Here is a 20,088-nt window from a genome sequence, read left to right on the forward strand (position 1 = left end):
CCAGCCCCCCGGTGATCCGCCGGACGGACGCACGTCCACACAGGACGAAGGCGCCCTGCTCCCGGCAGTACCGGGACCAGGGCGCCTCCGCTCAACTCAGCCCGCCGTCTGCACCAGCTTCTTCCCCGACGCGGACCGCGCGTCGAAGGGGGCCAGTGCCTCGCGGAGGCCAGGCGGGACCCGGGCGGGGACCGTGGCGTTGTTGGGGCCGCGCATGCAGGCGATGCGCTGCGTGCCCCTGGCCACCAGGGTCTCCGCCCCGTCCCGGAGGTGGACGTAGTCGAAGGTGAACTGGATCTGCGTCTGGGTCAGCTCGTCCAGCCGCATCCGCACCGACAGCTCGTCGAACGCGGTGATCTCGGCGAAGAACTCGCAGTCGGCCTTCAGCGTGAACAGCTTCAGGTCGTCGTGCATGATCTCCGCCAGCACCTCCGGCGCCATCTCCCGGAGGAACTTCTCCCGGCAGTGGCCCTGCCACCGCAGGTAGTTCACGTAGTACACGTTGCCGACGAAGTTGGTCTCCTCGAAGCCCACCTTGTGGCGCAGCTCGTAGTAGTGGCTCATGCCGAACCTCCCGCGAGCACCGCGAAGACCACCGGCTCGGTTTGGTCGTTGAGCGTGGTCACCCAGGTGGCCACCTTCGCCGAACCGGCCGACAGCACCACCCAGCCGCCGGGGTGGACGTCGCCCACCGTCGGCTCGCCGGTCACGCCCGCCTTGGCCAGGCACTCCAGCGCGCTGGCCACCCGGGCGCCCGCCGTGACGGCGTCCTCGCCGGTGCGGGCGGCCACCAGGTCGCGCAGGGCGCCCGGCCCCTCGACCGGCTCGACCGTCGCGACCGCGCAGGCCAGCGCGCCCGACCCGGCCACGATCAGGCTGACCCCGGCGCCGTGCGCGGAGTCGACCGTCACGCCGTCGACCGGCAGGCTGACCGGAGCGCCCAGGGCGCGCCCGGCGGCCAGCTCGGCCTGCGCCCGCGGGTCGGCCTGCCCGTCCGCCGGGTCCGGCTCGACGACGACCGCGCGCTCGCCGCCGATGACCCGCTCCAGCGCGCGCTCCAGGTAGCCGCTGAGCATGGCGGGCACCCACGGGCCGGTGGCCTCCTTCTTGCGCACCGCCCGCAGGGTCAGGCCCTGCCAGCGCTCGACGAGCGCGCCGTCCGGGGCGAGGACGTCGACGTCGTAGGTGTAGCTGTCGCCGTCCTGGGACCGCTCGCGCGCGTCCATCAGCACGAACTCGGTGTCCTGGCGCTCGGCGAGCCACAGCTTCTCCACGCCCTGCGGCAGCAGGGTCGCGTCCGGCACGCAGCACTGGATCGCGTGCATCACCGCGTCCCGGGTGCCCGGGTCGGCCAGCACCTGCTCCTGCGGCAGGTACGGGGCGAACCACGGCGCGGGCGTGGTGGTGGACAGCTCCGCCACCGCGTGCCGGGCGCTCGCCCTGCGGTAGCCGAGCAGGCGCTGGAACCGCTTGCCCTGGAACAGGACGCCGCCGTACAGCTCGGTGATCGGGTCGCCGGGCACCGGCGCGAGCCGGACGGCCTCCCGGGACGGCCCGTCGCCGGGCAGCTCGGGCCGGGGCAGCCGCAGCGTGGCCCGGAAGTGGTCCGCGCTGAAGCCGGTGTCCTCGGCGCGGATGGCCACCGAGACCGTCTCCTCGTCGCGGACCAGCGCGGCCAGCCGCACGGCCGTCGAGCCGCCGGGGCGCACCACGATCGGCCGCAGGAACTCCATGTCCTCCAGCAGCGGCACGCCGGTCCGGCCGATCGCGGCCGTGGCGACCTGGGTCATCGCCTCCATGCCGACCACGGCGGGGAACAGCAGGTCGCCGTCCAGCTGGTGGTCGGACAGGTAGGGGTCGCTGCCGGTGGACAGCTCGACCTCGGTGATCAGCTCGACGTTCGGGTAGTGCACCAGCACCCGGTCGACGAACCGGGTCAGCGGCAGCTCATCGCCAGCGTCCAGCGGCAGCGTCGGCAGGCCGCCCATCCGGCCGCCCACGGTCAGCACCGGCCCGGCCGACGGGTCGGCCAGCACCTGGCGCAGCACGCCGAGGCCGTTCTCCAGCGAGATCGGGGTGATGCCGTCGCGCACCAGCGTCTGGACCACGCCCAGCTTCTCGCCCATGCCCGCGCCCGACCAGACCGACCACTCCAGGGCCAGCGCCCGCGCGTCCGGGTGGGCGCGCTGGAAGTCGACGGTCAGCTCGGTCATCCAGTCGTTGGCCGTGGAGTAGTGCGCCTCGCCCTTCAGCCCGGCCCTGCCGATGATGCTGCCGAAGGTGACCAGCAGCTTGACCTTGTCCTGGTCCACCGCGTCGAGCACCGTGCGCAGACCGGCGACCTTGGGGGCGAGGGTCTTGTGGAACTCCTCCTCGGTCAGGTTGGACAGCGCGCCGGGCACGTTGCGGCCCGCGCCGTGCATGACGGCGGTGACCGGGCCGAGGTTGGCCTCGAACGCGGCGACGGCGGCGGCGACCTGCTCGGGGTCGGTGACGTCGGCGCGCTCGTACTGGTAGGTCACGCCCGCGGCCGCCATGCGGGCCAGGTTCTCCACCAGCTCCTCGTCGCCGTCGGCCTGGTCGCGGCCGACGAGGGCGAGCTTGGCGCCGGAGTCCTTGGCCATGGCCAGCGCGCACTCGGCGGTGATGCCCTTGCCGCCGCCGGTGACCAGCAGGACGTCCGAGGCGTCCAGCGGGGTCGCCGTGCTCGCCACCGCGGGCTGCTGCAGCACGTTCAGCACGGGGGCCGTGCGCACGCCGTCGGCGTCGTAGCGGACCTCGCTGAACGTGGTGGTGGCGGCGGCCTCGGTGATCACCCTGCGGACGGCGTCGTCCACCTCGGCCGCGGTCGACGGCGCCAGGTCGGGCAGGCCGACCAGCGTGGTCGCCACGTCCGACGCCTCCAGGAACGCGGTCCTGGCCAGGCCGGACGCGCCGTACTTGTTCTGCACCACGACGAACCGGCTGCCGGGCGGCGCGGCCACGGCTGCCTTGCCCGCGGCCAGGAACAGCCCGACGTGGTCCTCGCCGTTGTCCGGCAGGCACAGCAGCACGCCGTCGCCGATGCCCGCCTCGGCGAGCGCGACCTGCAGCCGCTCGGCCAGCGGGTGACCTGCGGGGGCGAACACCTGCCAGGTGCCGACCGGGCCGGTGCCGACGGTGACGACCGGCGCGGGGGCGGGCCGGTACTCGACCGCGAACGGCCGCACCCACGGCGCCACGCCCGGCACCTCGACGCTCGCGCCGCGGTTGCCGTCGCCGTCCCCGGCGCTGGCGGCCAGCTCGTCGATCATCTCCGCCAGCTCGCCGAGCGACACCGTGGCGAAGCTGGTGGACAGCTCCAGCGTCGGCATGCCGAGCGTGCGGGTGACGTCGTTGACGATCTGCCCGACCGTGATCGAGCTCAGGTGCAGGTCGTCGAGCGGGTGCGTGGCCGCGGTGACGGTGTCCAGCGGCAGTTCGACGCGCTCGGCGGCGAGCTGGCGCAACAGGTCCAGGGTGGACGGACCGTCCTCGCCCTCGGCCCGCGCCGCCGCCTCGGGGGCGGCCGCGGCGACCTCGTCGCCGGGCTGGGGCAGCCCGACGGACAGGTCGGGGGCGGCCTCGCACGGGCTGGCCAGGAAGCTCAGCTCGGCGTCCAGCGGCAGCGGGCGCAGCACCCGGTCGGCGAACAGCGCGTCGGTGTCCACGGTGGACCCCAGCGCGAACGCGGCGCCGACGACGGACAGCAGCGCGGTCAGCGACTGGCTGTCGGTGTCGATGGCCAGCACCGGCGTCTGCGGCGCGATGTCGCGCAGCAGCCCGGAGAGCACGCGGCCGGGGCCGACCTCGACGGCGAGGTCCGCGCCCTCGACGGCCTTGGCCGCCGCCTCGTGGAAGCGGACCGGGAACACGATCTGGTCGCGCAGCAGCGCGGGCAGGTCGGTGTCGGCGTCCAGCCAGTCGCCGGTCACCGAGGACACGAACCGGCGGGCGGGCCTGCCGAAGGAGAACTCGGCCAGCCGCTCGGTCATCGCCTCGGCCGCGGGAGCGACCAGCGGCGAGTGGAACGCGTGCGAGACGTTGAGCCGCGTGGCGGTCACGCCCTCGGCCCTGGCCCGCTCGCACACCCGGTCCACCGCGGCCGCGTCACCGGCGATGACGGTCTGGGTGGGGCCGTTGTAGCCCGCGATCACCACCGGCTCGTCGCCGCACAGCCGCGTCACGCGGTCCGGCGTGGCCGCCAGACCCGCCATCGCGCCGCCGCCCTGGCTGGCCTTGGCCATGACCTGGCCGCGCGCCTTGGCAAGGCGCAGCACGTCCTTGGCGCCCATGGCGCCCGCCCAGGCCAGCGCGGTCAGCTCGCCGAGGCTGTGCCCGACGGCGACGTCGGCCTCGACGCCCAGGGTGTGCAGCACCCGCAGGGCCGCGACGGACCCGGCCACGATGCGCGGCTGGGCCACCTCGGTGGCCGTCTGGTCGCCGCCGGTGGGCAGCTCGGCCTCGGTGAACACGGCGTCCGCGGCGGCGAACCGGCGGCGGATCGCGCCGACCGCGCCGCGGCCGGAGCCCTGGCCCGGGAACAGGTAGGCGATGCGCGGCGTGGTCGCGCCGCGGTTGAGGTAGACCCCGTCCGCGCCGAACACGCTCTGCTCGCCCGCGTCGATCGCCGCGAGGAGCCGCTCGAGCTTGCGCACCGCGTCGTCGGGGCTGTTGGTCACGACCGACGCGCGCACGCGCCCGCCCGACAGCTCCTTGGCCAGCGTGCCTGCGAGGTCGGCGAGCTCGGCGAAGGACAGTTTGGGCACCAGCTCCAGCAGCCCGGTGATCCGCTCGCGCAGCGCGGCGTCGTCGGCGCCGTCGAGCAGCAGCAGCTCGGCGTCCTGCCTGCCGCCGACCAGCGTGGTGGCGCGCTTGGGCAGCTCGACCCTGCGGGTGGCGCCGGGCGCCTGCTCCAGGGCGATGTGGGTGTTGATGCCGCCGAAGCCCATCGCGGACACGCCCGCGCGGACCGGGACGTCGGCGGGCCACAGGCCCGGCTCGCTCGGCACGTACAGCGCAGGGGAGTCGCCGGTCAGCTTCGGGTGCGCCTCGTAGTGGCCGGTGGCGGGCGGGATCACCTGGTGGTGCACCGCCAGCGCGGCCTTGATCAGGCCGCCGACGCCCGCGGCCGCCTTGGTGTGGCCGAAGTTGCCCTTGATCGAGCTGATCGCGGCCGGACGCACGTCCGGGTCGACCGCGCGCCGGGCCTGGCCGATGGCCTCCAGCTCGGTGGCGTCGCCCAGCGCGGTGCCGGTGCCGTGGCCCTCGAAGTAGGACACCGTCTCCACGCCGTAGCCCGCGCGGTTGTAGGCGCGGCTGATCGCCAGCTGGTGGCCTGCGGCCTCGGGGCGGGTGATGCCGCCCTTGCCGTCGGAGGAGATGCCCCAGCCGGTGATCGATGCGTAGATCCGCAGGCCGCGCGCGATCGCGTCCTCCTCGCGCATCAGCACGACGACGCCGCAGCCCTCGCCGGGCCAGAAGCCGTTGGAGTCGCGGTCGTAGACCTTCATCTCGCCGCTGGCCAGCGCGCCGGTCTTGGCGAAGCCGATCACCTCGAACGGGTCGATCGAGAGGTCGACGCCGCCTGCGATGCAGACGTCGAGGTCGCCGTCGGCCAGCGCCTTGGCCGCCGTGGCGATGGAGAGCAGCGAGGACGAGCAGGCGCCGTCGACGGTGTAGCCGCCGCCGCCGAGGTCGAAGTAGTTGCAGATGCGGCCCGCGATGGTGTTGGCCAGCCCGCCCGCGAGGGTGTCCTCGTCGATCGGCGGGAACGGCGCCTTGTAGACCGGCTCGAGTTCGCGGAGGAAGGCGCTGGTCTCCTCGTCGTCCCATCCCTTGGCGCCCAGCGCCGCGGCCAGCGTGCGCCGGACGTAGGGCCAGCGCAGCCGCATGAGGTTGGCTCGGGAGAACTCACCGGTGAGGCTGTTGCCCACGACCACGCCGGTGGCCTCGCGGGGCAGGCCCTCCGCGTTGGGGAAGCCCGCGTCGGCCAGGGCCGTCGCGGCCGTGTCCAGGGCCAGCCAGTGCGTCAGGTCGGTCGACCGGTAGGTGCTGCCCGCGACCTTGTACGCGAGCCGGTCGAACTCGAAGTCGCGGAGCACGGCGGCCTTGCTCGCGTAGAAGCGGTCGGGCGCGTCCGGGTCCGGTGAGTAGTAGTCAGCCTGGTTCATCCGCTGGTCGGGCAGCCTGCGGAAAGCGCGGCGGCCGGCCAGGATGTTCTCCCAGAGATCCTCTGTGCTGGCGGCGTCGGGATAACGAAGTCCGATGCCGACGATCGCGATCCGCACGGTGTTCAATCTATACCGCCTATTCTCGGTGCCGCCCGACCGGAATCGGCGTTGCCTATACGCCTGCCGCATTACGCGGCGAACCAGCCGAGTCCGGCGCAGTCCTCGACACACGCTTTCAGCTACTCGGTCAAGGGTGCACCAGGGCAGGGCAAATGACGTCTCCTCATGTGCTGTGCACCGGCAGTTCTCCCGTATTGCCGCAATAGTGCCTTGCCAGGCCGCCGCACTGCCGGAGATGCGGCGCCATGGGCGCGGGCCGACTCTGGCAATGCGTCCATCGCTGGAGGAATCGATGCCATCGTTTCTCGGCTCGCTGCGCCAGTACGTGCTGGCGCCCAAGCTGTCGGCCGTCACATTCGCGGAGCGGGGTTTCCCCGGCGCGGCCTCACCCGCCGCCGAGCACCTGGAGGCCATCCCGCAGTCGGTCGTGTGCGGGTTCGAATGGGGCATCGCCGCCCGCGACCTGTGGGAGGTGCGGCGGCGGCTGGAGCTCGTCGTGCCGGAGCAGCGCGGGTTCGCCTACGAGGGCGCCGCGATGGCCTTCGCCGTCCGCGACGCCATGGCGGGCGGCAGCGGCAAGCTGACCCGCGAGCTGCTGCTCGGGCCGGGCGCGCCGCACGTGTTCCTCACCTACATCGGCATCGGGTTCGCCATGGCGCGGCTGCCCCGCCCGCTCTGGCGCAGCATCGTCCCCGACCTCGGCGGGTCGCCGTACTACCCGACGATGACCTGGCTCGCGGTCGACGGCTACGGCTTCGACCTGGCCTATTTCCACACCCGCCGCTACGTCGACGAGCAGCGGGTGCCCGCGCCCTACCCGTGGGAGGGCGCGCCCGAGTACTTTCCCCGCGCGGTCGACCAGGGCATCGGCCGGGCGCTGTGGTTCATCCACGGCGCCGACCCCGAGGCCGTGGTCGCCGCGGTCGGCCGGTTCCCCGCTGAGCGCAGGCCGGACCTGTGGGCGGGCGTGGGGCTGGCCGCGACGTTCGCGGGCGGCTGCCCGGCCGACGGCCTGGCGCGGGTGCGCGAGGCCGCGGGCGAGCACCGCGACCAACTGGGCGTCGGCGTGGTCTTCGCGGTCAAGGCGCGCACGTTCGCCGGGCACGTCCCCGACCACTCCGCGCTCGGCGCGCAAATGCTCGCCGGGCTGTCGGTCGCCGATGCGGTGGCCATCTCCGATAGCACGGAGGCGAGTTCTGACGACGCGGGCGAGGACTCGGTCCCGCTGTACGAGAAGTGGCGCAGTCGAATTCGTGCGCATTTCACGGATAACGCGTCACAGTCGCCAGGCACGCGGGAAGACGCGGCCTGACCGACCGCGTGTGACGATTGTTCATGAATGAGGGAAGCCATTTTGTGGTCGACGATTAGGGGGCTGACTTGAGCAGTTCATGGCGCGCGCTGCGTCGTCGCGTTCTGACACCGGGCGTCGCCGAGACGAGCGTCGAGAAGCGCGGCTTCCACCAGAAGTCGCCCGCCGCCACCGAACGCCTGGAAACCGTCGGGAAGACCTTTCTCGACGGTTACGCCCACGCGGTGGAGGCGCGCACGGCCGCCGACGCCGAGCAGGCGATCGAGCGGCTGCCCGACTGGCTGCGCGGGTTCGCCTACGAGGGCGCGGGCATGGGCCTTGCGATCCTCGACGGCCTCCCGTTCGGCCGCTCGGACAACGTCGCCAGGCTGCTGGCGCGCCCCGTGGGCGCGGCCTACCAGACCCTGATCTACGTCGGGATCGGCTGGGCCATGGCCCGGCTGCCCCGGTTCCGCTGGCCCAGGGCCCGGGCGCTCGACCCGGTGCTGGCGCCGCTCGTGCTCGACGGGTACGGCTTCCACCAGGCCTACTTCCACACCGCCCGCTACGTCGACGGCCAGTACCGCGACCCGGCCTTCCCCTGGCCGGGCGGCGCGCACGGCTCCTACGCCAACCGGGCCATCGACCAGGGCATCGGCCGCGCGCTGTGGTTCGTCTGCGGCACCGACCCCGAGCGGGTCGCCGACCGGATCGAGGCGTTCCCCGCCGAGCGCCGAGGCGACCTCTACGCCGGAACCGGCCTCGCCGCGACCTACGCGGGCGGCGTCACCGAGGACGAGCTGCGCACGCTCGCCCGCCGCGCTGGCGCGCACCGGGCCGACGTGGCGCAGGGGAGCGCCTTCGCCGCCTTCGCCAGGGTCAGCGCGGGCATCGTGCCCGCGCACTCCGCCATGGCCACCCAGGTCTTCTGCGGCACGACGCCGGAGGAGGCGGCGCGGCTCACCACCGAACTGCGCCCGGTCCGCCAGGACGAGCACGAACTGCCCGCCTACGAGGTGTGGCGGCAGCGACTCGCCAACGAGTTCATTTCCCTTGGAGGTGTCAACACATGACCGCGATACTAGGCATGCTGCGCAGGCAGCTGACCGGTGTCATCGCGCTCGTGGTCGTCGTCGGCTTCTTTTTCGCGGTCGCCCTGCCGCAAAGCTCGGCCGAGGAGAGGAACCACCTGGCGAGCCGGTACGCGTTCGCTGGCCACAGCATCGCGCTGCCCGCGTCCGACAAGCAGCAGTCCATCCGCGAGGTCAACCAGGCCTACAAGCACATCGGCGCCTGGATCTCCTCGGTCGGCGCGGCCGTGGCGATGAACGACCTCGACGGCGACAGCCTGCCCAACGACCTGTGCCTGGTGGACCCGCGCACCGACCAGGTGATCGTCACGCCGACGCCGGGCGCGGGCGGGGAGCGCTACGCCCCGTTCGAGCTGGACCCGTCCCCGCTGCCCGTCACCGACGTGATGGCGCCGATGGGCTGCGTCCCCGCCGACCTCAACGAGGACGGCAGGCTCGACCTGCTGGTCTACATGTGGGGCCGCACGCCGATCCTGTACCTGACCAGGGCCGACCACCACGGCATGACGGCGGAGACCTACGAGCCCGTCGAGGTGCTGCCCGGCGTGACCACCGGCGGCGTCTACACCGGTCCGCAGTGGAACACCAACGCGGCCACCATCGGCGACTTCGACGGTGACGGCCACGACGACATCTTCATCGGCAACTACTTCCCCGACAGCCCCGTCCTGGACCCCACCAAGGACGGCGGGGTCGAGATGAACCACTCGATGTCGCACGCGCAGAACGGCGGCGAGAAGGTCATCCTGTGCTGGAAGGGCGCCACGGCGGGCAACGACCCGACGGCGACCTTCATGCGCGCCCCGGCCGACGCGCTGCCCGAGGAGGCCAGGAACGGCTGGACGCTGGGCGTCAGCGCCAACGACCTCGACGGCGACCTGCTGCCGGAGATCTACATCGCCAACGACTTCGGCCCCGACCGCCTGCTGCACAACCGGTCGACGCCGGGCAACCCGAAGTTCGCCGCGGTCGAGACCAGCCGCACGCCGGGCACCCCGAAGTCCAAGCGGATCGGCGACGACTCGTTCAAGGGCATGGGCGTCGACTTCGGCGACTTCGACCACGACGGGCTCTACGACGCCTTCGTCTCCAACCTGACCGTGTCGTGGGGCATCGTGGAGAGCAACTTCCACTACATGAACACCGCGGCCGACGTGGCCGACCTGCGCGCGCAGTTCCTCGACGGCGAGGCGCCGTTCGCCGACGTCAGCGGCGAGCAGGGCACCGCGTGGTCGGGCTGGGCGTGGGACGTCAAGATCGCCGACTTCGCCAACTCGGGCGAGCTGCAGATCGCCCAGGCCAACGGCTTCGTCCGCGGCGACACCAACCGCTGGCCGCAGCTGCAGGAGCTGGCCATGGCCCACGACTCGCTGGTCTCCAGCCCGGCGACGTGGCCCAACGCCAACGAGGGCGACGACCTCGCGGGCGGCGACACGATGAAGTTCTTCGTCAAGGGCGAGGACGGCCGCTACGTCGACCTGGCCCCCGAGCTGGGCCTGGCCGTGCCGGTCCCGACCCGGGGCATCGCCACCGGCGACGCCGACGGCGACGGCCTGCTCGACTTCGCGGTGGCCCGCCAGTTCGCCGAGCCGGTGTTCTACCACAACCAGGCGCCCGCGCCCGGCGGCTACCTCAACCTGTCGCTGACGCACGAGCAGGAGTCCACCGTGGGCACCGCGCCCGTGACGGGCTCCCCGGTCATCGGCGCGCAGGTGGTCGTGACCACCGCGGACGGCAAGAAGTACATCCAGCGCGTCGACGGCAGCAGCGGCCACGCGGGCAGGCGCAGCAGCGAGGTCCACATCGGACTCGGTGACGCGCAGGGCCCGGTGGCCGTGCAGCTGAGGTGGCGGGACCGCCAGGGGCAGGTGCACGAGCAGGAGCTCCAGCTCAGCCAGGGCAAGCACGCCCTTGAGCTCGGCGACAGCGTCGAGGAGAGGTGAGCAGGGAAATGGTCGTCCAGGAAGTGAAGCCCGGCGGCAAGCCGCCTGCTGGCGGTCCGCCGAAGAACCCCAAGGTCATCAAGGCCCTGCGCCGGTTCGCCATCTCGATCACGATCTTCAACATCGCAGGCTTCGTCGTGCTCGGCTTCGAGCAGCCGTGGATCTGGCCGTTCGTGGCCGTGGCCACCGGCTACACCGTGGAGCTGGTGTTCGAGAAGATCGGCGCCCGGGTCGAGGGCCGCGCGCCCCGCTACGCGGGCAACGGCCTGCGCGGCCTGGTCGAGTTCCTGTTCCCGGCGCACATCACCAGCCTCGCGCTGAACATGCTGATCTACGTCAACGACCGCATCTGGGTCATGATGTTCGCGGTCACCCTCGCGGTGGCCACGAAGTGGATCCTGCGCGCCCCGGTGCGCGGCAACCTGCGGCACTACATGAACCCCTCGAACTTCGGCATCCTCATGGTGCTGATCCTGTTCCCGTGGGGCAGCATCGCGCCGCCGTACCACTTCACCGAGAACGTCAACGACGTCGTCGGCTGGATCATCGTCGGCGCGATCCTGGTCACCGGCACGATGCTCAACGCCAAGCTGACCGGCCGCATGTGGCTGATCCTCGGCTGGCTGAGCTTCTTCGCGCTGCAGGCGGTCCTCCGCGGCCTGCTGTTCGGCACCTCGATCCCCGGCGCGCTGTCGGTGATGACCGGTGTGGCGTTCGTGCTCTACACCAACTACATGGTGACCGACCCCGGCACGACGCCGTCCAAGCCGGGGGCGCAGTTCGCCTTCGGCGCAGGCGTGGCGACGTTCTACGGGCTGTTCATGGTGGCCAACATCGCCTACGGCCTGTTCTTCGCCACGGCGATCGTCTGCCTGATCCGCGGGATGTTCCTGTGGGGTCTGCACTTCGTCAACAAGGCCCGCGTGCAGTTCGAGGCCGAGCAGCGCGCCAAGGCCGAGGCGGCGAAGCAGGCCCCGCCGATCGCGGTCGTCCCCGACGAGGGCGGGCCCGCTGCCCGTCCGGCGGCGGCATGACCGCCTCGCACGGTCGAGTGCCCCCAGGGCCGCCCCGCCGGGCGGCCCTGGGGGTCCTGCGGAAGCTGCGCGCCGACCGCCTCGGCCTGATGAGCGAGGCGGTCGGCACGTACGGCGACGCGGTGCGGGTGGCGATCGGCCCGAAGAAGCTCTACATCTTCAACCACCCCGACCACGCCAAGCACGTGCTCGCGGACAACGCCGCCAACTACCACAAGGGCATCGGCTACACCGAGGCCAAGCGCGCGCTCGGCGACGGTCTGCTGACCAGCGAGGGCGCGCTGTGGAAGGAGCAGCGGCGCACCATCCAGCCGGTGTTCCAGCACAAGCGGATCGCCGCGCGCGCCGACGTGATCGTGGAGGAGGCGCTGGACCTGGTCCGGCGGCTGCGCGCGCACGCGGGCGCGGACCGGCCCGCGGACGTGCTGTCCGAGGTCACCGCGCTCACCCTCGGCGTGCTCGGGCGGACCCTGCTGGAGGCCGACCTCGGCGCGTTCGACTCCGTCGGGCACTCCTTCGACGCGGTGCAGGACCAGGCCATGTTCGAGATGGAGACCCTGGGCCTGGTGCCGCAGTGGCTGCCGCTGCGCGGCCAGCGCGAGTTCCGCGCCGCCCGCGCCGACCTGCAGCGGATGGTGGGGACCCTGGTCGCCCAGCGCACGGCGAACCCCATCGAGTCCGGCGACGACGTGCTCACCCGGCTCATCGCCTCCACCGCCAAGGAGGCCGACCGGCGCGTCGGCGACCGGCGCATGCGCGACGAGCTCGTCACGCTGCTGCTGGCCGGGCACGAGACGACGGCGAGCACCGTCGGCTGGACGCTGCACCTGGTCAGCCAGCACCCCGAGGTGCGGCAGCGGCTGCACGACGAGGCCGTGGCCGTCTACGGCGACCGCCGCCCGGAGTACGCCGACCTGGCCAGACTGCGCTACACGCACATGGTGCTGGAGGAGGCCATGCGCCTGTTCCCGCCGGTGTGGATCCTGCCCCGGCGGGCGCTGGAGGACGACGAGGTCGGCGGCTACCACGTGCCCGCGGGCGCGGAGGTGCTGATCTGCCCGTACACCCTGCACCGGCACCCGGCCTACTGGCCGGAGCCGACCCGGTTCGACCCCGAGCGGTTCGACCCGGACAAGCCGTCGGGCAGGCCGCGCTACGCGCACATCCCGTTCGGCGCGGGCCCGCGGTTCTGCGTCGGCAACCACCTCGGGCTGATGGAGGCCACCTTCATCATCTCCACGCTGATGCGCGAGCTGCGGCTGGACGAAGTGCCCGGCTTCCGGGTCACCCCGGAGCCGATGATGTCGCTGCGCCTCGGCGGCGGGCTGAAGCTGTTCGTGCGCGACTGGACGCGCGCCGCCCGCCGGTCCGCGGCCTGACCCGCTCACCACCACGGAAAGCCGGAGAACACCATGAGCAGCAACCTCGCGGAAGACCTGTACGGCCACCCCGAGCGGCACCCGAGGACGGTCGAGTTCGCCAAGCTGCGCGCCGCCATCGCCGACCCGGGGGTCCGCGAACTCTTCCCGTTCCGGTTCCTGGCGGCGAACGAGACCTTCGCCCGCCTCGTCGACGCGACCGCGTACCGCATCCTGGACTCGATCGGCGCGCTGCCGCCCGCGACGGGCATCACGGTCCCGATGGCCAAGAAGACCCTGTCGATGCCGTGGAAGCGCACGATCCCGCTGAAGTTCCTCTACGAGAAGCTGTCCGACAGCGGCATCCTGGCCCGCAACGACGGCCGCTACTTCCCGGGCCTGGCCCCGGTGGAGGACTTCGACACCGTCGCCGCCGAGCTGGCCGAGCGGGAGCCGGGCGCGGCGGTGGCCGCGGAGATCCTGCGGACGCTGGTCGACGAGGCGGGCACGTTCTTCAGCGGCCGCGCCACGGGCGACGAGATCCTGTTCTCCCCGCAGAAGCTGCCGCTCTGGCTGAAGTACTTCTCCAACGACAACCCGCTCTACGCGATCAACAACACCGTCGGCGCCGAGGCGCTGTCGCGGCTCGTGCCCGCCGACGGCCCGTTCGAGGTCCTGGAGATCGGCGGCGGCTGCGGCAGCGCGGCGGACCAGGCGCTGCGCAGGCTCGGGTCCAGCGTGACGCGCTACCGGTTCACCGAGGTGGCCGAGACCTTCGCCCGCCACGGCGAGCGCGCGGCGCGGGCGGCGGCGTCGCCGTCGACGGTCGTGGAGTCGGCGCGGTTGGACATGACGACCTCGTGGGAGGCGCAGGGCGTCGAGCCGGGCACCTTCGACGCGGTGTACTCGGTGAACTGCTTCCACGTGGCGCCGGACCTCGACTTCGTCATCGCCGAGGCGGCGAAGGCGCTCAAGCCGGGCGGGGCGGTCGTGGTGTCGGAGTGCGTGCGGCCGACGAAGTTGGCCCGGCCCATCCACGCCGAGATCATCTTCGACTTCCTGGACAGCTTCACCGACGTCATGACCGACCCGGTGAAGCGCCCGACGCACGGCTTCCTCACCCCCGCGGCGTGGCGGGCCACCTTCGAGGCCGCCGGGCTGGGCGACGTCACGGTCCTGCCCGACGTCGACGCCATTGCCGAGAAGTACCCGGACTTCGTGGTCGGCGCGGTCATCGCCCGCGCCGAGGGATAGGAGCCGTCGGATGGTAGCCAGGTTGGTCCGCATGGCGGTCCGCCGGTCGCTGCGCGACACCCGGCACGTCCGGGTCGTCCCGCGCCGCCGCGCGGAGGGTCTGGTCGCGGACGTGTACCGCCAGGTGGAGCGCGAGTTCGGCATGCTGGCCCCGCCGGTCGCGCTGCACTCGGCCGCGCCGGACGTCCTCGCCGCGTCCTGGGCGATCCTGCGCGAGACCCTGATCGCCGACGGCGCCGCCGACCGCGCCGCCAAGGAGGCCGTGGCGACGGGCGTCTCGGAGGCGAACAGCTGCCCGTACTGCGCCGACGTCCACGGCATGACGCTGGCCGCGCTGCCGGTGGAGGGCGACCGCTCGGCGCTGACGGAGTGGGCCCGCGCCACCGCGACCGCGCCCGGGGCGGGCGCCCCGCCGTCGGACCCGGCGTGGTTGCCGGAGCTGATCGGGGTGGCGGTGGCGTTCCACTACTACAACCGCATGGTCAACGTGTTCCTGCGGGACTCCCCGTTCCCGGCGCACGTCCCGGAGTCGGCGAAGCCCCGGGCCCGCCAGGTCCTCGGCGGGGTGCTGCGCGCGTCCGCGGCCGACGTGGCCCGGCCGGGTGATTCCGTCGAGTTGTTGCCTTCTACGCCCTTGCCGGACGACTTGGGGTGGGCTGGGGGGAACCCCGTGGTGGCCGACGCTTTCGCTCGCGCGTACGCGGCGGTGGAGGCGGCGGGGGTGCGGTCGGTGGCGCCGGAGGTGCGGGCGCTGGTGCTGGGTCGACTGTCGTCATGGGACGGACAGGCGCCAGGGCTCAGCCGGGCGTGGGTGAACTCGGCGGTGGCGTCACTGCGTCCTGAGAACCAGGCGGCGGGGAAGCTGGCGTTGTTGACGGCTATGGCGTCGTATCAGGTCGATGAGGAGCTGGTGGAGGCTTATCGGGCTTCTCAGCCGGGGGATGGGGCGCTGATCGAGCTGACGGCGTGGGCGAGTATGGCTGCGGCTCGGCGGATCAGCTCGTGGATGTCGGATGCTCGTCCGGCGGCCGCTTGAGTGGTCGTGGGGCGTTGAAAGGGGCCGTCCCTCCTGTCCCGGGGACGGCCCCTTTCTGCTTGGCTGGTGTGTGGGGTCGGCTCGCCGGTTCCCGGCGTTGCTCGTGGTTTAAGAGCGTCCTCGCCGGACGGGCTGGTCTCCGGGATGGCAGGCAAGCCCTGCTTTGGGGGGTAGGCGGCGGAGAGTGCCAGCTGGTTCACCAAGCGGCTGCCGACTACTGTTCGCCCTCGCCCTCGCCCTCGCCCTCGCCCTCGCCCTCGCCCTCGCCCTCGCCCTCGCCCTCGCCCTCGCCCTCGCCCTCACCCTCACCCCCGCTCGGCGCCCCCGCCCCCGCTCGGCGACCTCGTCCGGCGCCCTCGTCCGGCACCCGGGCTCGCGCCTTCGGCCCCTGCCTCCTGCCCTCGGCCTCTGCCCCTTGCGTTCTCGGCCCCTGTCTTCGGCCCTGCCTCCTGCCTGGCCTTGCGTTCTCGGTCCCCTGTCTTCGGCCTGGCCCCTGCCTTCGGCCTGGCCCTCTGCCTGGCCCTCGGGTCCTCGGCCTCCGGCCCCGGCCTGCCTCCGTGCTCTGCGCCCTCGATCCCTGCTCCTGCCTCTGTCTTCTGCCCTCGTGCTCCGGCCTTGCGCCCCCGCCCCTCGCCCTCTGCTCCTGCCCGGGTCTCCCTGCTCCGGCTCCCCGGCTCCGGCCCCTCCTGCGCCGCCTCCGGGCCTTGCGCTCTCGGCCCTGCCTTCGGCCTCCGGGCCTTGCGCCCTCGGCCCCTGCCCCCCACAAAGCGAAACCCGCCCGGGGCATCGTGGGATGGTCCGGGCGGGTTCGGCTGGAGCGGTCAGGCGGCCTGGCTGGCCTTGCTCTCGACGGCGGTCAGGCGGACCGGGAGGCCGCGGTGGCCGTTCATGATGAACGTGGGCAGGGGCTGCAGTTCCTCCACCGGCACCGCCAGGGTCAGGTCGGGGTAGCGCTCGAAGAGGGCCGAGAGGCCCACCTTCGCGACCATCCTGGCGATGCCCGCGCCGAGGCAGTAGTGGGGGCCGTAGCCGAAGGAGAGGTGCTCCTTGTCGGTTCGGGTGAGGTCGAAGGTGCAGCGGGTGTCGCCGTGGAGGGCGGGGTCGCGGCCGATGGCGGCGTAGTTGACCAGGATCGGGTCGCCCTTGGGGATGACCACGTCGCCGAGGTCGATGTCCTCCACCGCGTACCTCAGGGGGAGGTTGGCGATCGGGGACTCCAGGCGCAGGACCTCGTCGATCACGTCGTCCCAGCTGGCCTGGCCCGTCTTGACCAGCTCCAGCTGCTCGGGGTTGCTGAGCAGGGCCGTGATCGCCTTGTCGAAGAAGTTGATCGTGGTCTCCGAACCGGCGCCGAGGATGGCGAAGATGGTGTCGGCCAGTTCCTGCTCCGACAGCCGGGAGCCGTCCTCGTCGCGGGCGGCGATCAGGTCGCTGGTGATGTCGGCGCCGGGCTCGGCGCGCTTGAGGGCGACCAGGTCGGCGATGGCGGTCCGCCAGCCCAGCAGGACCTCCTGGGCCTGCTCGGGGCTGATGGTGGTGTCCAGCATGACGTCGAGGACCTTCGCGGTCGCGACGCGGGCCTCCTCCGACATGCCGATCAGGTCGGCCACCAGCATGCCGGGCAGCGGGTAGGCGAAGCGCTCCTTGAGGTCCACCACCTCGCCTGCCGGGACGGCGGAGAGCGCGTCCAGCAGCATGTTCGTCAGCCCGACGACGTGCGGGCGGATCTCCTCGGTCCGCCGCGCGGTGAACGCCTTGCCGATCAGCCTGCGCAGCCGGTGGTGGTCGCGGCCGAAGGTGGTGGACACGTTGTCCATCGCCACCCAGCTGATCAGCTCCCAGTCCGGCCGGATCTCGCCGTTGATGAAGGCGGGCCAGTGGTTGCGGGCGCTCTTGGTGACGTTCGGGTTGGTCAGCAGCTGCTTGATGACGGCGTGGCTGTTGACCGACCAGACGAGGACGCCGCCGGGCAGCTCCACCTGCACGGCGGAACCCTTCGCGCGCAACTCGTCGGCCTGGGCGTGGATGTCCTGGCCGGTCGGGTCCAGGGCGGGGCAGCGCTTCTCCATCAGAGGTCTCCCACTGTTTCCTGCTTGTCGTTTTGCGAACCGGTCAGGCCGTGCGCTCGGCCGTGATGAACACGAAGGTGCCGACGTCCGCCTTCTCGTCGCGCACCGTCAGGCCCGCCGCGGCGAGCCACTGCCGCAGCTGCTCCAGCTCGAAGAGCAGGTGGCCCTCGGGACGGCTGGGGAAGAAGTGCGACGCCTGGAAGTAGCGGGCGATCGGGTCGTCGCTCCAGCGGAACGTCATCATCGTGAAGACGCCGCCGGGGCGCAGGATCCGGCCGATCTCGGCGATGCCCTGCTCGGCGTCGTCCGGGAACGCCTGCAGCGCGTTCCACAGGTTGACCGCGCCCACCGAGCCGTCGGCGATCGGCAGGTTGAGCGCGCTGCCCATGACCGCGGGCACCTCGGGCAGCTTGCCGCGCAACACGTTCAGCATGGGCAGCAGCAGATCGACCGCGGTCAGCCGCTCGGTTCCGACGGCCTCGGCCACGATCTCGGTCCACCGGCCCGCGCCCGCGGCCACGTCGACGACGGGGCCCTCGGTGCCGCGCAGGTGCTCGCGGATGTAGGCGTACTCGTCGTCGGGGGTGATCTCGTAGCCGATGTTGGTGCCCGCGAGCCGCAGGTAGTTGGGGCGCAGGAAGGTCTCGTAGTAGAGGCCCATCTTGGGCATCTCGGAGAGCTTCTGCAGCAGGTCCGCGGTCGCCTCGTGCGACCCCTGCCCGTCCCGCACGCCGTTGGACAGGTCGAGGATGCCGTTGGCGCTGAGGTAGCTCGTCGCGCAGGGCGTGCAGCGGGCGCCGGTCTCGTGCACCTCGATCGGGCCGTGGCAGGTGGGGCAGCGCAGCACAGCGGCGCGCTCGCCGAACAGGCGGTCGGTCGGGCCCGGGTCGCGCTGCTCGAACGTCCAGTCCGGGACGGCCGGGATCGGCAGCCGGGCGGGCGCGCCGTTGCTCAGCGCCCAGTAGGCGATGTGGCCGCTGAACGCCCACACCGTGCGGGTGTCGTTCTCCCAGTTCTTGCGGATCTGCTCCGGGGTGAGCGCGCGCACCGCGGCCTTGGCGTGCGCGGCGTTCTCCTCGTCCATGTCCCACGCCGACGGCGCGGGCCACACCTTGCCCAGGTCGGGGTCGGCCGGGTCGAGCTCGGCCAGGCCGCGCTCCAGCCGGGTCCGCTCCTCGTCGTCGAGGGCGAGCCCGCCGGTGACGGCGAGGACGCGGTCGCGGTCGGCGGGGAAGTGGGCGAGCAGGTAGAGCAGCGCCAGCGTCAGCGGCTGCCCACTCGCGCCGCCGCGCACCAGCTCCAGGTAGCGGTCGAGGCCCGCGCGCACGGCGGTGGCCACCGGGCCGTCCAGCCGCGGGTACTCGGCCTCGGCCAGCAGGCCGAGCAGGACGGCGATGTGCCCCTGGCGGTCCGGACCGGCCTCGTCGAGCGCGGCGATCACCGAGGGCACGGCGTCGAGCGCGAGGTCGGTCAGCTTCCCCTCGCTCCACAGCGCGGCGACGAGCCGCTGGTACTCGGCGTCCAGACCGTCGGGAGGCGCCGCGATGAACGAACGCACCAGTGCGGCGAACGGGGGGTAGGCGTCGGAGGCACTCATTCGGCGTTTCCTCCCAGGGAAGGCGAATAGGCAGACTGGGCCCGACGAGAACCGTGCCACCGCAAGGGATATCCGGACATCTCCCCCTGTGCTCGGGGGGACCGGGGGCATCTCGCGGCGTGCGCGCCCGCCGCCGTATCGCATTCCGCGAGATGTGGCCGCCCCGCGCGGGCGGCCACGATGGGGCGACCACGCTGTGGCGATCACACCACCGACCGGGGCGGGCACATGAGTGAGCCAGCGGAGATCGGCGAGCATTACGACAAGCGCTCGCCCATCGGCGACGAACTGCGCGACGGCCAACTGCACATGTGGTACTGGTACGACCGCGATGACGACGCGTCGCTCACCGAGGCCGTCCACCGGATGACCCGCAAGGTGACCGACACCCTCGGCCTGCGCGCGGGCGAGCACGTGCTCGACGCGGGCTGCGGCCCCGGCGAGACGGCGATCCACCTGGCCAACCGGTTCGGCGTTCGGGTCACCGGGATCACGGTGAGCCGCTTCGAGATCGACCGCGCGCGCAAGCGGGCCCGCGCGGCGGGCGTCGGCGACGTGGTGTCCTATGAGTACGGCGACTTCATGGGCCTGTCCTATCCGGACGGCACGTTCGACGCCGTGCTGGCGCTGGAGTCGCTGCAGAACGCGCCCGACATCGACCAGGTGTTCGCCGAGCTGTACCGGGTGCTGCGCCCGGGCGGCCGGATCACGTTCTCCGACTTCAGCCTGGCGGGCCAGGGCGACCCGAAGCGGGTGGCGACCTTCATGGACACCCTCAAGCTGCCGAGGCTGCCCACGCTGCCGCAGTGGCTCGACCTCGCCAGGGCCGCGGGCTTCGAGGTGGAGGAGCACACCGAGTGCGGGCCGCGCGTCTTCGGCCGCAAGGCCAAGTACCTGGAGGCGGCCATGCGGGTGCAGAACGACGTGACGGCGAAGTTCGGCACGGAGGCGGTGGCGGAGTTCGCCCGCCTGCACCACGGCTTCTTCGTGCCGCGCAAGGACCAGATCGGGTACGTGATCGTCGCCGCCCGCAAGCCCGGCCGGTGAGCGGCGGCGCGGGCAACTCGGGAGATGCGGGCGCCCGCGCGTTTCGACGAGACTGGA

At 72.5% G+C, this 20,088-nt stretch carries 13 protein-coding genes; 8 read left to right on the forward strand and 5 right to left on the reverse strand.

The features are described 5' to 3' along the window. Positions 1-96: 96 nt before the first annotated feature. Both IEY98_RS29940 and IEY98_RS29945 read right to left on the reverse strand, forming a co-directional pair. Positions 97-564: an acyl-CoA thioesterase gene (locus tag IEY98_RS29940; RefSeq protein WP_189214040.1), complete on the reverse strand. Its 468-nt coding sequence runs from the start codon at positions 562-564 to the stop codon at positions 97-99. After that, the gene (locus IEY98_RS29945; protein WP_189214041.1) at positions 561-6,317 is read right to left on the reverse strand and encodes a type I polyketide synthase; all 5,757 of its coding nucleotides are present in this window, start codon (positions 6,315-6,317) and stop codon (positions 561-563) included. Before IEY98_RS29945 ends, IEY98_RS29940 begins: the two co-directional genes overlap by 4 nt. Before the next feature lie 286 nt (positions 6,318-6,603). On the opposite strand from IEY98_RS29945, the gene IEY98_RS29950 reads away from it, so the two are divergent. The 7 genes from IEY98_RS29950 (at position 6,604) to IEY98_RS29980 (ending at position 15,318) form a co-directional block, all read left to right on the forward strand. Continuing rightward, positions 6,604-7,623, forward strand: a complete 1,020-nt coding sequence (locus IEY98_RS29950; protein WP_189214042.1) for a DUF1702 family protein — start codon at positions 6,604-6,606, stop codon at positions 7,621-7,623. Between the two features lie 68 nt (positions 7,624-7,691). Continuing rightward, positions 7,692-8,675 (forward strand): DUF1702 family protein, encoded by a 984-nt coding sequence (locus tag IEY98_RS29955; RefSeq protein ID WP_189214043.1) that lies wholly within the window; start codon positions 7,692-7,694, stop codon positions 8,673-8,675. Then, complete coding sequence (locus IEY98_RS29960) at positions 8,672-10,636, forward strand: CRTAC1 family protein (protein WP_189214044.1); 1,965 nt, start codon at positions 8,672-8,674, stop codon at positions 10,634-10,636. The genes IEY98_RS29955 and IEY98_RS29960 overlap by 4 nt, the downstream gene beginning before the upstream one ends. An 8-nt stretch (positions 10,637-10,644) precedes the next feature. Next, on the forward strand, positions 10,645-11,670 hold the full coding sequence (locus IEY98_RS29965) for an enediyne biosynthesis protein (protein WP_229787747.1): 1,026 nt from the start codon (positions 10,645-10,647) through the stop codon (positions 11,668-11,670). Continuing rightward, a complete protein-coding gene (locus tag IEY98_RS29970) occupies positions 11,667-13,049 on the forward strand; it encodes a cytochrome P450 (protein WP_189214045.1) in 1,383 nt (460 codons plus the stop codon). Before IEY98_RS29965 ends, IEY98_RS29970 begins: the two co-directional genes overlap by 4 nt. A gap of 33 nt (positions 13,050-13,082) precedes the next feature. Continuing rightward, positions 13,083-14,282, forward strand: coding sequence for a class I SAM-dependent methyltransferase (locus IEY98_RS29975; RefSeq protein WP_189214046.1), 1,200 nt, complete (start codon positions 13,083-13,085; stop codon positions 14,280-14,282). A 10-nt stretch (positions 14,283-14,292) separates the two neighbouring features. Continuing rightward, positions 14,293-15,318 carry a carboxymuconolactone decarboxylase family protein gene (locus IEY98_RS29980; RefSeq protein WP_189214047.1) on the forward strand — a complete coding sequence of 342 codons (1,026 nt, stop codon included), beginning with the start codon at positions 14,293-14,295 and terminating at the stop codon, positions 15,316-15,318. Positions 15,319-15,532: 214 nt separating this feature from the next. Here IEY98_RS29980 and IEY98_RS29985 read toward each other — a convergent pair whose 3' ends face one another. The 3 genes from IEY98_RS29985 to IEY98_RS29995 form a co-directional block, all read right to left on the reverse strand. Beyond that, positions 15,533-15,685: a hypothetical protein gene (locus IEY98_RS29985; protein WP_189214048.1), complete on the reverse strand. Its 153-nt coding sequence runs from the start codon at positions 15,683-15,685 to the stop codon at positions 15,533-15,535. Between the two features lie 454 nt (positions 15,686-16,139). After that, a complete protein-coding gene (locus tag IEY98_RS29990) occupies positions 16,140-17,387 on the reverse strand; it encodes a cytochrome P450 family protein (RefSeq protein ID WP_189214049.1) in 1,248 nt (415 codons plus the stop codon). 43 nt (positions 17,388-17,430) lie between these two features. After that, entirely contained in the window at positions 17,431-18,984 is a 1,554-nt protein-coding gene (locus tag IEY98_RS29995; protein WP_189214050.1) for a class I SAM-dependent methyltransferase, read from the reverse strand. 228 nt (positions 18,985-19,212) lie between these two features. Between IEY98_RS29995 and IEY98_RS30000 the strand changes: the two genes are divergently transcribed. Further along, entirely contained in the window at positions 19,213-20,031 is an 819-nt protein-coding gene (locus tag IEY98_RS30000; protein WP_189214051.1) for an SAM-dependent methyltransferase, read from the forward strand. The last annotated feature ends 57 nt before the right edge of the window (positions 20,032-20,088 follow it).

Source organism: Actinokineospora fastidiosa, assembly GCF_014648415.1.
Taxonomy (GTDB): domain Bacteria; phylum Actinomycetota; class Actinomycetes; order Mycobacteriales; family Pseudonocardiaceae; genus Actinokineospora; species Actinokineospora fastidiosa.

Excerpts from the sequence above, each read along its gene's own strand:
- IEY98_RS29940 (WP_189214040.1), bottom strand. The coding sequence starts at position 564 with ATGAGCCACTACTACGAGCTGCGCCACAAGGTGGGCTTCGAGGAGACC.
- IEY98_RS29950 (WP_189214042.1), top strand. The coding sequence starts at position 6,604 with ATGCCATCGTTTCTCGGCTCGCTGCGCCAGTACGTGCTGGCGCCCAAG.
- IEY98_RS29960 (WP_189214044.1), top strand. The coding sequence starts at position 8,672 with ATGACCGCGATACTAGGCATGCTGCGCAGGCAGCTGACCGGTGTCATC.
- IEY98_RS29965 (WP_229787747.1), top strand. The coding sequence starts at position 10,645 with ATGGTCGTCCAGGAAGTGAAGCCCGGCGGCAAGCCGCCTGCTGGCGGT.
- IEY98_RS29970 (WP_189214045.1), top strand. The coding sequence starts at position 11,667 with ATGACCGCCTCGCACGGTCGAGTGCCCCCAGGGCCGCCCCGCCGGGCG.
- IEY98_RS29975 (WP_189214046.1), top strand. The coding sequence starts at position 13,083 with ATGAGCAGCAACCTCGCGGAAGACCTGTACGGCCACCCCGAGCGGCAC.
- IEY98_RS29980 (WP_189214047.1), top strand. The coding sequence starts at position 14,293 with ATGGTAGCCAGGTTGGTCCGCATGGCGGTCCGCCGGTCGCTGCGCGAC.
- IEY98_RS29990 (WP_189214049.1), bottom strand. The coding sequence starts at position 17,387 with ATGGAGAAGCGCTGCCCCGCCCTGGACCCGACCGGCCAGGACATCCAC.
- IEY98_RS29995 (WP_189214050.1), bottom strand. The coding sequence starts at position 18,984 with ATGAGTGCCTCCGACGCCTACCCCCCGTTCGCCGCACTGGTGCGTTCG.
- IEY98_RS30000 (WP_189214051.1), top strand. The coding sequence starts at position 19,213 with ATGAGTGAGCCAGCGGAGATCGGCGAGCATTACGACAAGCGCTCGCCC.